The organism is Microbacterium aureliae (genome assembly GCF_054780155.1).
On record NZ_BAAGWW010000001.1, the window covers coordinates 1,218,382 to 1,228,368 of the forward strand.

A 9,987-nucleotide genomic window follows, 5' to 3' on the forward strand; every position below is an offset into this window, starting at 1 on the left:
GACGCCCCCCACGGAGGGCCCCGCGACCCCGGCGTTCCGACGGGTCCGGGGCCCTTCGGGGTGTCAGGCGGGTGTCAGCCGGAGCTCAGCCCCGGAAGTCGTCGGGATCGACGTCCTCGAGGAACTTCTTGAACTCCTCGAGCCGCTCCTCCTCGTCCTCCTCGACGAGGGTGTCGGGCACGCCCGCCTCGTCGAGGACCTCATCGGCGACGAACATGAGCGCGCCCGTGCGCGAGGCGAGGGCCACCGCGTCCGACGGGCGGGCGTCGATCCGGTGCACCGCTCCCCCGGCATCCAGGGTCACCTCGGCATAGAACGTGCCCTCGTCGATGCGGGTGACCTCGACCTGTGTGACGGTCGCCCCGAGCGTCTCGAGCATCGCCCGCATGAGGTCGTGCGCGAGGGGACGGGGCGTCACGGCGTTCTCGACGGCGACGAGGATCGACGTCGCCTCCTGCGCGCCGATCCAGATCGGCAGGATGCTGCCGGAGCCCGGCAGCTCGGTGACGGGCTTCAGCAGGATGACATGCTGCCCCGTGGAATCGAGGGCGATGCCCGCGACGCGCACCTGGACCATCGGCTTCCCCCTTCGCGAGGTGGGCGTGGGGACATCGTATGCCCGGCGCGCGCACCACGGCAGGGGCGCCGCGCGCCGGCATCCGCCAGGATCGACTGCATGACCCGCCACTGGAGCCCGCTCGCGTTCGTCTACCTCGCCCTCGCCGTCGCCGGACTCGTCGGCACATGGTGGTTCAACGCGCTGGCGATCGTCCAGATGCGGGACTTCCTGGGCGACCTCGCCGCGGGCGGACCGGCGGTGTCGTCGATCACGGTCGACCTGCTCGTGGTCGCCGTCGCCGGGAGCGTCTTCATCATCGCCGAGGCACGGCGGCTGGGCATGCGCTTCGGCTGGCTGTACGTCGCGGGTTCCGCGGTGACGGCGTTCGCGTTCACCTTCCCGCTGTTCCTCGCGATGCGCCGCCGCCGGATGACTCAGCTGGCCGCCGCGTCCGAGTGATCCGGCACGATCGCGGGCTCGGCGCGGCGCACCGGGAAGAGCGCGCCGACGAGCAGCCACGCGAGCACCGCTCCCACCAGCTGCGCACCGATGAACGGCAGCACGGATGCCGGAGCGATCCCCGCGAAGGTGTCGCTGACGGCGCGTGCGATCGTGATGGCGGGGTTGGCGAAGCTCGTCGACGAGGTGAAGAAGTACGCCGCGCCGATGTAGGCCCCCACGGCGGGCGCCGCCAGGTGCGCCCGATCGGTGCGGACCAGGGCGAAGATCACCGTGATGAGCCCGGCGGTGGCGACCACCTCGGCCAGCAGGTGCGGCCACGTCGCGCGGTCCGTAGTGCTGAGCGCGGTCGGGATGCCGAACATCGCGTTGGCGAGCACGGCACCGGCCAGGCATCCGGCGATCTGGGCGGGCACGTAGCCCGCGAACGTCCGCCACGGTCGCGACCCACTCAGGGCGTCGACGAGGGTGACGACGGGGTTTAAGTGCGCACCCGACACCGGCGCGAACACCAGGATCAGGACGGTCAGCCCGAAAGCCGTCGCGACGGCGTTCTCGAGCAGCGCGAGCCCGGTGTCGGTCGGCGACAGTGTCTGGGCCGCGATGCCCGAGCCGACGACGACCGCGGCCAGGCCCGCGCTGCCGAGGAACTCGCCCGCGAGCGCGCGCGGGTTCACGAGGCCGCCAGCAGCTGGGCGATACGGTCGAGCGCGCCCGGAACGAGCCGGAAGTACGCCCACGTGCCGCGCTTGCTGCGCGTGAGGAAGCCCGCCTCGGTGAGCACCTTGAGGTGATGCGACACGGTGGGCTGGCTCAGCCCGACGGGCTCGATGAGGTCGCACACGCACGCCTCCGCGCCCTCGGACGCCGCGACGATCGACAGCAGCCGCAGCCGCGTGGGGTCGGCGAGGGCCTTCATCGTGTGCGCGAGCTGCTCGGCCTCATCGGCGGTCAGGGTCTCGCGGACCAGGGGCGAGCAGCAGGCCGGGGCAGCGGCATCCGTCGCATCGATCACGTTGGGCGCAGTCACGGCATCGATGCTAATCGATATTGACAATCATCGATACCCGGCGTTTACTCATATATCGAAAGTCATCGATATACGAAAGGCCGGCGCATGACCCTGCTCGAACTCACCGTCCCCCCGGTCCGCTCCGACCGTTCCGCCGCGCTGCCGGTCGCGGTCATCGGCTCCGGCCCGGTCGGCCTCGCCGCGGCCGCGAACCTGCTCGAACGCGGGATCGAGGTGATCGTCCTCGAGAGAGGGGCGGATGCCGCGGCCGCCGTCCGCGCCTGGGGGCACACGCGGCTGTTCTCACCGTGGCGTCACGTCACGGACCCCGCCGCGGTGCGCCTGCTCGAGGTGACGGGGTGGGTCTCGCCCGACCCGGACGCGGTCCCCACGGGCGCCGAGCTCGTCGAGCACTACCTGCAGCCGCTCGCCACGCGGGAGCCCATCGCGTCGCGCCTTCGCACCGGGGTGACGGTGACCGCCGTCGCGCGGGAGGGGATGGACCGGACTCGCACCCGGAACCGCGCGGCGACGCCGTTCGTCCTGCGGATCCGGACCGCCGGCGGGACGGACGAGGTCGCCGCGCGCGCGGTGATCGACGCCTCGGGAACGTGGTCCTCCCCCAACCCCCTCGGCTCGAACGGGCTCGGGCTGCTCGGGCTCGACGAGATCGAGGACCTCGTGCTGCCCGCACTGCCGGACGTCCTCGGAGCCGACCGGTCCCGGTTCGCGGGCCGTCGCACCACCGTGGTCGGTGCGGGGCACTCGGCGGCGGGCACCCTCGCCGCCCTCGCGGAGCTCGCCCGCACGGCCCCCGGCACGCGGGCCACGTGGCTCATCCGCAACAGCAGCGCGGTCCGGGTCACCTCCTCCCCGGACGACGAGCTCAGCGACCGGGCGAAGCTCGGCAGCCGGGTCGAGCACGCGGTCGCCGAGGGGCTCATCGACGTCGTCGACGGGTTCGAGATCACGCGCGCGCGACGCCGCGGCGACGCCGCACTGCTGATCGGGCGGCGCCACGGCGCGCCCGCCGAGCACGAAGCGGACGTCGTGGTGGCGGCGACGGGGTTCCGCCCGGACCTGTCGATCCTGCGCGAGATCCGCCTCGATCTCGACGAGATCGTCGAAGCGCCCCGCCGGCTCGCCCCGCTCATCGACCCGAACGTCCACACGTGCGGCACGGTCGAGCCGCACGGCTTCCGCGAGCTCACCCACCCCGAGCCCGGCTTCTTCATCGTCGGCATGAAGTCCTACGGCCGGGCACCGACCTTCCTGCTCGCCACCGGCTACGAGCAGGTCCGCTCGGTCGCGGCGTACCTCGCGGGGGACCTGGCCTCGGCCGGCAGGATCGAACTGGTGCTGCCGGCGACGGGCGTCTGCTCCACCGACCTCGGCGGGCCGGGATGCTGCTGACCGGCATCCGCCCGATGGTCGCGGGCGACTGGCCGGCCGTCGCGGCGATCTACGCCGACGGCATCGCGGACGGGGATGCCACCTTCGAGTCGAGCGTGCCCGCGTGGCATGAGTTCGACGAGCATCGGCTCGCCGCGCCGCGCCTGGTGGCGGTCTCGGATGCCGGCGATGTGCGGGGGTGGGCCGCGGCGACACCGGTGTCCGCGCGAGCGGTGTACCGCGGAGTCGTCGAGCACTCGATCTACATCGACCGGGCCGCGCGCGGCCGAGGCGTGGGCGCGACCCTGCTGCGAGCCTTCGTCGCTGCGGCCGAGGACGCCGGCATCTGGACCATCCAGGCCAGCGTCTTCCCCGAGAACACCGTGAGCCTGCGCCTGCACGACAGCGTGGGCTTCCGCCGAGTCGGGGTGCGGGAGCGCATCGCCCGCGCGGACGCAGGACCGCGGGCGGGACAGTGGCGCGACACGGTGCTCATCGAGCGGCGCTCGCCCCGCAACGGCCGCGAGTGAGCCCGCGCGCATAGACTGCGATCTATGGATGCCGCGTCTGCCGACGTCTCGCGGAGCGCTGCCGTACTGGCCGACCCGACACGCGTGCGTATCCTGCAGGAGCTCCGCTCCGCCCCGGAGCGGCGCGCGATGGTCAGCCGCCTCGCCGAGACTTTGGGACTTCGGCAGCCCACGGTCAGCCACCACATGAAGGCGCTGCTGAGCGCCGGAGTGGTCACCCGCCGGCAGGACGGCCGCCGCGCATGGTTCGCCATCGCGCCGGACCACGAGGAGCGCGTGGCCGCCCTGCTGGCGGGACCGGCGCCGGCCGCGGAGCCGGACATCGAGCGGATCACCGACGACCTCGCCCTGCGGTTCCGCGGCACCCTCTCGCGCGAGACGGTCGCGCGCTACGTCGCCGAGAGCCGCACACTGCTGTCGCGCACGCCCGCACCGCTGCTGTCCTCCCGCACGGGCGCCTTCGCGGCATCCCGCCTCGAAGCCCTCGTGCGGGCCGACCGATCCCCCGCGAGCGAGCGCCCCGAGGTGCTGTTCGTGTGCGTGCAGAACGCCGGCCGATCCCAGCTGGCCGCGGCCATCCTGCGGCACCTCGCCGGCGACCGCGTCGTGGTGCGGACGGCGGGCTCCGCTCCCGCCCCGCAGGTGTCCTCCACCGTGGTGGCAGCCCTCGACGAGATCGGCGTGCCCGTCGCGGGCGACTTCCCCAAGCCGCTCACCGACGAGGCGGTGCGCGCCGCGGACGTCGTGGTGACGATGGGCTGCGGCGACGCCTGCCCGGTCTATCCCGGTCGCCGCTATCTGGACTGGAAGCTGGCGGATCCGGCGGGTCGTCCGCTCGAGGCGGTTCGCGGCATCCGGGATGAGATCGAACGCCGCGTCCGCGACCTGCTCGCCGACGTCGCCGGCTAAGTTCACGAATCGTTCACCGTCCCCGGTCGACAACGCATAGATGTGTATCTATGCTTTGGTGCAGCGAAGAAAGCGAGTCCTCCATGGCCGACACCCCCACCGTCCTGTTCGTCTGCGTGCACAACGCGGGCCGCTCCCAGATGGCCGCCGGCTACCTGCGCGCCCTCGCGGGCGACCGCGTCGAGGTGCTGTCGGCGGGATCCGCCCCGAAGGACCAGATCAACCCGGTCGCCGTCGAGGCGATGGCCGAGGAGGGCATCGACATCGCCGGGAACACCCCCAAGGTGCTCACCGTCGAGGCCGTCCGGGAGTCCGACGTGGTCATCACGATGGGCTGCGGCGACGCCTGCCCGATCTTCCCCGGCAAGCGCTACGAGGACTGGGAGCTCGACGACCCGGCGGGCCAGGGCATCGAGGCCGTCCGCCCGATCCGCGACGACATCCGCGGCCGGGTCGAGGCGCTCATCGCCGAGCTTGTCCCCGCGCGCTGACGCCGTCCGCCTGGGCGCCGTCAGGCGAGGGTGTCCAGGATGCCGGTCAGCACGTCCATCGTGGTCAGCGGGCTGATGATGGCGAAGCGCAGCACCGGCTCGCCGCGGTGCGAACTGGGCACCACGAAGCCCACCTGGTCCTCGAGCAGGCGATCCGACCACGCCGCGTAGTCGGCGAGCGCCCACCCCTCCCGGCGGAACACCACGACCGACAGCTGCGGATCGCGCACGAGGGACAGCTCGGGGCGGCGCTCGATCTCGTCGGCGATCTCGCGCGCGAGGTCGATGCCGTACGCGATGGCCGACCGGTACGCCTCGGTGCCATGGGTCGCGAGCGAGAACCAGAGCGGCAGGCCACGGGCGCGACGGGTCAGCTGGATGCCGAGATCCGAGGGGTTCCAGTCTGCGGTGCCGGTGAGCGTGTCGAGGTACTCCGCGTGCTGGGTGTGCGCCAGCAGCGCCTTGTCGGGTTCCCGGTAGAGCAGCGCGCACGCGTCGAACGGCGCGAACAGCCACTTGTGGGGATCGACGATCAGCGAGTCCGCGCGCTCGACGCCGGCGAAGGCGGGACGCATGCTCTCGACGAGCATGGCTGCCAGGCCGTAGGCGCCGTCCACGTGCAGCCAGATCCCTCTCGCGGTGGTGACCTCGGCGATCGAGGCGATGTCGTCGATGATGCCGAAGTTCGTCGTGCCGCCGGTGGCGACCACGGCGAAGACGGCATCCCCGTGCGCGTCGAGGACCCGCGCGAGGGCGTCGCCGTGCAGTCGGCCGTCGTCGCCGGTCGGGACCTTCGCGACGTCGACGTCCATGACCGCCGCCGCCGACGCGATCGACGAGTGCGCCTCGGCGCTGCCGACGACGACCCAGCGCGCCGGGTCCGGCCGGCTGAGCTCGCGATTGCGGCGGCGCGCGGCATCCCTCGCCGTCACGAGCGCCGACAGGTTGCCGATCGTGCCGCCCTGCATGAACACGCCGCCGGCGCCCGCAGGCAGCCCGAACTCCGCGGCGAGCCAGTGCAGCACCTCGTTCTCGGCGAACACCGCGCCGGAGCCCTCCATCCACGATCCGCCGTACACCGAGGATGCCGAGACGACGAGGTCGAAGGCGATCGCCGCTTTCGTGGGGGCCGAGGGGATGAACGACAGGTAGGCCGGGTGATCGGTGGTCACGCACGCGGGCGCGAGGACGTTCTCGAACAGCGCCGTCGCCCGGCGCGCGCCGATCCCGTCGGGCGTGATCGAGCCCGAGGCCAAGCGAGACAGGTCGCGCGGGGTGAGCGGTTTGTCCAGCGGCACGTCCTCGTAGATCGCCCGGCGACGGGCGTAGTCCAGCACGTCGTCGACGGTGGCTCGGGTGTGCGCCGAGATGGCGTGCATGTCGTCGGGCGAGGGGTGGGTCACGGAAGAGCTCCTTGGGGTCAATCCACGGTAGGGAACCGCCGGTGGAAGAATCAACACCGAGACCTCGAGAGGACCCCATGAGCCGCTTCCCCCGCGCCGTCTACGACCAGGGCGCCGACCCGGACGCCCGCTTCACGCTCGCCAACGAGCGCACATTCCTGGCGTGGATCCGCACGGCGCTCGCGCTGCTGGCCGGTGGCGTCGCCCTCGAGCTGCTGGGTCTGGACCTCGAACCGAACCTGCGTCTGGCCGCTTCGCTCGTCCTGGTGGTCTCGGGGGTCCTCACCCCCGGACTGGCGTGGGCGAACTGGATGCGGACCGAGCGGGCGCTGCGGCTGGGTCACTCGCTGCCCCCGTCGCTGCTCGGGCCGGTCCTCGCCGTCGCGGTGACCCTGGCGGGCGTACTCGTGGTGCTGGCGGTCATCGTCGAGTGAGCGGCTCGTTCGATCCCGGGCTGCAGCCGGAGCGCACGGAGCTCGCGTGGCGACGCACCGCCCTCGCCGTCGCCGTCGGCTCGCTCGTGGCGCTGCGACTGCTCCCCGCCGTGCTGCAGGACGCGTGGTGGATCGCACCCGGCATCGCCGGGCTGCTGGCCGCCGGCGGCCTGTGGATCGCCTCGGACCGGCGGTACGCGCGCGTCCACGAGGCCACGAGCGCGGCGGGCGCGCACGCCCCGCTCCCGGACGGCAGGCTCCCGCTCGCCCTTGCCGCGCTCGCCACCGCCGCGGCGACGACCGGGCTCGTGGTGATCCTCGCGGCCGCGCTGGGGTGAGCCGCGGCGGCCGGGGCGAACGCGCACGGACGGTAACCTTGATCCGGTGACCGAAGCAGCCGATCCCGACCGCGGATACATCGTCGCCACCGACGGCGCCTGCAAGGGCAACCCCGGACCCGCCGGGTGGGCATGGGTCGGCGAGGACGGGCATTGGGCAGCCGGCTCGATCCCCCAGGGCACGAACAACATCGGCGAACTCCTCGGGCTGCTCCGCGCGATCGAGGATCACCGCGACGTGGCGCACCTGGTGGTGCAGGCGGACTCCAAGTACGCCATCGACACCTACTCCTCGTGGATGGACGGGCACCGCCGCCGCGGCTGGAAGACATCCACCGGCGCGCCGACGAAGAACCGCGAGATCCTCGAGCAGCTGATCGCCGCGCGCGACGCGCGGCGGGCGGCGGGACTCCCGGACGTCGTCCTCGAGCACGTCCGCGGCCACTCCGGCCATGTGCTCAACGAATGGGCGGACGAGCGCGCGGTGCGCGCGTCGACCCACGCCGCCAAGGGCCTCGCCTCGAGCTGGTCGTCGCTCGGCGGCCAGGACCGGCTGGACGTGACGAAAGCCCCCTGATCCCGCCCCGGGCACGACGGGTGGTGGTGGACTAGACGCATGTCGACGTCACCTTCGCGCACGCGCCCGGTCGCCCTCATCACGGGAGCGTCGTCGGGCATCGGATTGGCCACCGCCCTCGCCCTCCTCGAGCGGGGGTGGGTGGTCTACGGCGCCGCGCGACGGGTGGACCGCATGCAGCAGATCACGGATGCCGGTGGCCACGCCATCGCGCTGGATGTCACCGATGACGCGTCCATGCGGTCGGCGGTGGACGAGATCATCGGTGCCCGCCACCGCCTCGACCTGCTGGTCAACAACGCCGGCTACGGATCGTACGGCGCTCTAGAGGACGTGCCGATGGAGGAGGCGCGCCGTCAGTTCGAGGTCAACGTCTTCGGCCTCGCCCGCCTCACCCAGATCGTGCTGCCGGTCATGCGCGAGCGTGGACGCGGCCGCATCATCAACGTCTCGTCGATCGGCGGGCGGATCTACGAGCCTCTCGGCGCGTGGTACCACGCCACGAAGTTCGCCGTGGAGGGATTGAGCGACTCGCTCCGCCTCGAAGTCGCGCCGCACGGCATCGACGTCGTGCTGGTCCAGCCCGGGCCGATCCGCACCGAGTGGAACGAGATCGCCCGGCAGAGTGTGCTCGACCGCTCGGGCGGCGGCGTATACGCCGACCAGGCGGCCGCGCTGTACGCCAACTACACCCGGGTCGACAACTCGTCGCTGTCGGCGCCGCCCGAGACCGTCGCTGCGACGATCGTGCGCGCAGCGCTGGCTCGGCGCCCGCAGACGCGTTACGCGACACCGTGGAGCGCCCGACTGATCGTCGGCCTGCGGCGCGTGCTGCCCGATCGGGCGATGGACCTCGTGCTGTCGCGCATGGCACGATGACGGCGGTGCGGGCCCTGCGCGAGCGCCTGCTCACCGCGCTGGCAGGGGACCCGCAGGGCGCCCCGGCGTGGGTGGAGCAGCTTGCCGCAGGGGACGACGCCGGCCTCTTCCCCGAGAACGGAGCGGCCTGGACGGTCCACGCCGGCACGGCGACGCTGATCGCCGGCATCCGCGCCCTGCTGGTGCAGGCGCTCCATCCCGGCGCGCTGGCGGGAGTCCACGACTTCTCGCGGTATCGCGAGGATCCTCTGGGGCGGTTGGCCGGCACGGTGAGATGGGTGATCTGCGTCACGTACGGGTCGACGGCTCAGGCGCAGGCCGAGACGGCCAGGGTCGGCCGCTTCCACGCGCGCGTGCGCGGGAGCTACGTCGACGCGAAGGGCCGTGACACCGCATATTCGGCGAGCGACGCCGACCTCGTCGAGTGGGTGCATCTGGCGTTCACGGATGCCTTCCTCACCTGTCACCGGACGTGGGGCGGCGCGATTCCCGGCGGACCGGACGCATACGTGGCGGAGTGGGCGCAGGCGGGACACCTCATGCGGGTGGCGGAACCGCCGCAGTCGGCGGCCGACCTGGACGCGCGACTGCGCGGCTACCTCGCACAGGGCGAGCTGCGCGGCGGCGCGCGCGTCGACGACGTCGTGCGGTTTCTGAAGAAGCCGCCGGTCGCCGGCGGCCTGGCATGGGGCTACCGCCTGTTCTTCGCCGCGGCGGTCGCGACAATCCCCCGGGAGTTCCGCCGCCTGCTGGGCGTGCGCAGGTCGCCGTTCCCGGTGGTGACGCTGACCCGTCTCGTTCTTCCCCTCGTCACGCGGGTGCTCGAGTCCGGCGGGCCTCGCGCGCATGATCGTGCACACGAGCGGCTTCGGCGTCTGGGAGTGACGACGCCTTGACCGCGAAGAGGCCACCCAGCATTGGGTGGCCTCTTCGTGAAAGAAGTCCGGCGGTGTCCTACTCTCCCACAGGGTCCCCCCTGCAGTACCATCGGCGCTGAGAGGCTT

The 9,987-nt window shown here is 72.5% G+C and carries 14 protein-coding genes; 10 read left to right on the forward strand and 4 right to left on the reverse strand.

What is annotated here, in order from left to right; all coding sequences use genetic code 11:
- Nucleotides 1–85: 85 nt before the first annotated feature.
- Nucleotides 86–577, reverse strand: a complete 492-nt coding sequence (locus tag ACYVF4_RS05915) for a bifunctional nuclease family protein (protein ID WP_460720661.1) — start codon at nt 575–577, stop codon at nt 86–88.
- Nucleotides 578–676: 99 nt separating this feature from the next.
- Here ACYVF4_RS05915 and ACYVF4_RS05920 point away from each other — a divergent pair, with 99 nt between their 5' ends.
- Nucleotides 677–1,018: a DUF2834 domain-containing protein gene (locus ACYVF4_RS05920; protein ID WP_460720663.1), complete on the forward strand. Its 342-nt coding sequence runs from the start codon at nt 677–679 to the stop codon at nt 1,016–1,018.
- On the opposite strand, the gene ACYVF4_RS05925 is transcribed toward ACYVF4_RS05920, so the two are convergent.
- Together ACYVF4_RS05925 and ACYVF4_RS05930 are read right to left on the reverse strand one after the other, a co-directional pair.
- Nucleotides 994–1,695 (reverse strand): aquaporin, encoded by a 702-nt coding sequence (locus ACYVF4_RS05925; RefSeq protein WP_460720665.1) that lies wholly within the window; start codon nt 1,693–1,695, stop codon nt 994–996. The two genes, ACYVF4_RS05920 and ACYVF4_RS05925, sit on opposite strands and share 25 nt — an antisense overlap.
- Entirely contained in the window at nt 1,692–2,048 is a 357-nt protein-coding gene (locus ACYVF4_RS05930; RefSeq protein WP_460720667.1) for an ArsR/SmtB family transcription factor, read from the reverse strand. Before ACYVF4_RS05930 ends, ACYVF4_RS05925 begins: the two co-directional genes overlap by 4 nt.
- 87 nt (nt 2,049–2,135) lie before the next feature.
- Here ACYVF4_RS05930 and ACYVF4_RS05935 point away from each other — a divergent pair, with 87 nt between their 5' ends.
- From ACYVF4_RS05935 to ACYVF4_RS05950, 4 genes are all read left to right on the forward strand, one after another.
- Entirely contained in the window at nt 2,136–3,443 is a 1,308-nt protein-coding gene (locus ACYVF4_RS05935) for an FAD-dependent oxidoreductase (RefSeq protein ID WP_460720669.1), read from the forward strand.
- Nucleotides 3,434–3,952: a GNAT family N-acetyltransferase gene (locus tag ACYVF4_RS05940; RefSeq protein WP_460720671.1), complete on the forward strand. Its 519-nt coding sequence runs from the start codon at nt 3,434–3,436 to the stop codon at nt 3,950–3,952. The genes ACYVF4_RS05935 and ACYVF4_RS05940 overlap by 10 nt, the downstream gene beginning before the upstream one ends.
- 24 nt (nt 3,953–3,976) lie before the next feature.
- Nucleotides 3,977–4,861, forward strand: a complete 885-nt coding sequence (locus tag ACYVF4_RS05945; protein ID WP_460720673.1) for a metalloregulator ArsR/SmtB family transcription factor — start codon at nt 3,977–3,979, stop codon at nt 4,859–4,861.
- An 83-nt stretch (nt 4,862–4,944) separates the two neighbouring features.
- Nucleotides 4,945–5,352, forward strand: a complete 408-nt coding sequence (locus ACYVF4_RS05950; RefSeq protein WP_460720675.1) for an arsenate reductase ArsC — start codon at nt 4,945–4,947, stop codon at nt 5,350–5,352.
- 20 nt (nt 5,353–5,372) lie between these two features.
- On the opposite strand, the gene ACYVF4_RS05955 is transcribed toward ACYVF4_RS05950, so the two are convergent.
- Nucleotides 5,373–6,731: a pyridoxal phosphate-dependent decarboxylase family protein gene (locus ACYVF4_RS05955; RefSeq protein WP_460720777.1), complete on the reverse strand. Its 1,359-nt coding sequence runs from the start codon at nt 6,729–6,731 to the stop codon at nt 5,373–5,375.
- A gap of 101 nt (nt 6,732–6,832) precedes the next feature.
- Here ACYVF4_RS05955 and ACYVF4_RS05960 point away from each other — a divergent pair, with 101 nt between their 5' ends.
- Genes ACYVF4_RS05960 through ACYVF4_RS05980 form a run of 5 tightly spaced genes read left to right on the forward strand, consistent with a single transcriptional unit; the run spans nt 6,833 to nt 9,879 of the window.
- Nucleotides 6,833–7,189 carry a YidH family protein gene (locus ACYVF4_RS05960; RefSeq protein ID WP_460720677.1) on the forward strand — a complete coding sequence of 119 codons (357 nt, stop codon included), beginning with the start codon at nt 6,833–6,835 and terminating at the stop codon, nt 7,187–7,189.
- On the forward strand, nt 7,186–7,527 hold the full coding sequence (locus ACYVF4_RS05965) for a DUF202 domain-containing protein (protein ID WP_460720679.1): 342 nt from the start codon (nt 7,186–7,188) through the stop codon (nt 7,525–7,527). Before ACYVF4_RS05960 ends, ACYVF4_RS05965 begins: the two co-directional genes overlap by 4 nt.
- Nucleotides 7,528–7,573: 46 nt before the next feature.
- Nucleotides 7,574–8,104: a ribonuclease H family protein gene (locus ACYVF4_RS05970; protein ID WP_460720681.1), complete on the forward strand. Its 531-nt coding sequence runs from the start codon at nt 7,574–7,576 to the stop codon at nt 8,102–8,104.
- Between the two features lie 39 nt (nt 8,105–8,143).
- Nucleotides 8,144–8,983: an oxidoreductase gene (locus ACYVF4_RS05975; RefSeq protein WP_460720683.1), complete on the forward strand. Its 840-nt coding sequence runs from the start codon at nt 8,144–8,146 to the stop codon at nt 8,981–8,983.
- Nucleotides 8,980–9,879, forward strand: a complete 900-nt coding sequence (locus ACYVF4_RS05980) for an oxygenase MpaB family protein (protein ID WP_460720685.1) — start codon at nt 8,980–8,982, stop codon at nt 9,877–9,879. Before ACYVF4_RS05975 ends, ACYVF4_RS05980 begins: the two co-directional genes overlap by 4 nt.
- Nucleotides 9,880–9,987: the final 108 nt, after the last annotated feature.

What these genes read in the sequence shown, in the direction of transcription:
- ACYVF4_RS05915 (WP_460720661.1), bottom strand. Translation starts at nt 577, where the DNA reads ATGGTCCAGGTGCGCGTCGCGGGCATCGCCCTCGATTCCACGGGGCAG.
- ACYVF4_RS05920 (WP_460720663.1), top strand. Translation starts at nt 677, where the DNA reads ATGACCCGCCACTGGAGCCCGCTCGCGTTCGTCTACCTCGCCCTCGCC.
- ACYVF4_RS05935 (WP_460720669.1), top strand. Translation starts at nt 2,136, where the DNA reads ATGACCCTGCTCGAACTCACCGTCCCCCCGGTCCGCTCCGACCGTTCC.
- ACYVF4_RS05940 (WP_460720671.1), top strand. Translation starts at nt 3,434, where the DNA reads ATGCTGCTGACCGGCATCCGCCCGATGGTCGCGGGCGACTGGCCGGCC.
- ACYVF4_RS05945 (WP_460720673.1), top strand. Translation starts at nt 3,977, where the DNA reads ATGGATGCCGCGTCTGCCGACGTCTCGCGGAGCGCTGCCGTACTGGCC.
- ACYVF4_RS05950 (WP_460720675.1), top strand. Translation starts at nt 4,945, where the DNA reads ATGGCCGACACCCCCACCGTCCTGTTCGTCTGCGTGCACAACGCGGGC.
- ACYVF4_RS05955 (WP_460720777.1), bottom strand. Translation starts at nt 6,731, where the DNA reads ATGCACGCCATCTCGGCGCACACCCGAGCCACCGTCGACGACGTGCTG.
- ACYVF4_RS05960 (WP_460720677.1), top strand. Translation starts at nt 6,833, where the DNA reads ATGAGCCGCTTCCCCCGCGCCGTCTACGACCAGGGCGCCGACCCGGAC.
- ACYVF4_RS05975 (WP_460720683.1), top strand. Translation starts at nt 8,144, where the DNA reads ATGTCGACGTCACCTTCGCGCACGCGCCCGGTCGCCCTCATCACGGGA.
- ACYVF4_RS05980 (WP_460720685.1), top strand. Translation starts at nt 8,980, where the DNA reads ATGACGGCGGTGCGGGCCCTGCGCGAGCGCCTGCTCACCGCGCTGGCA.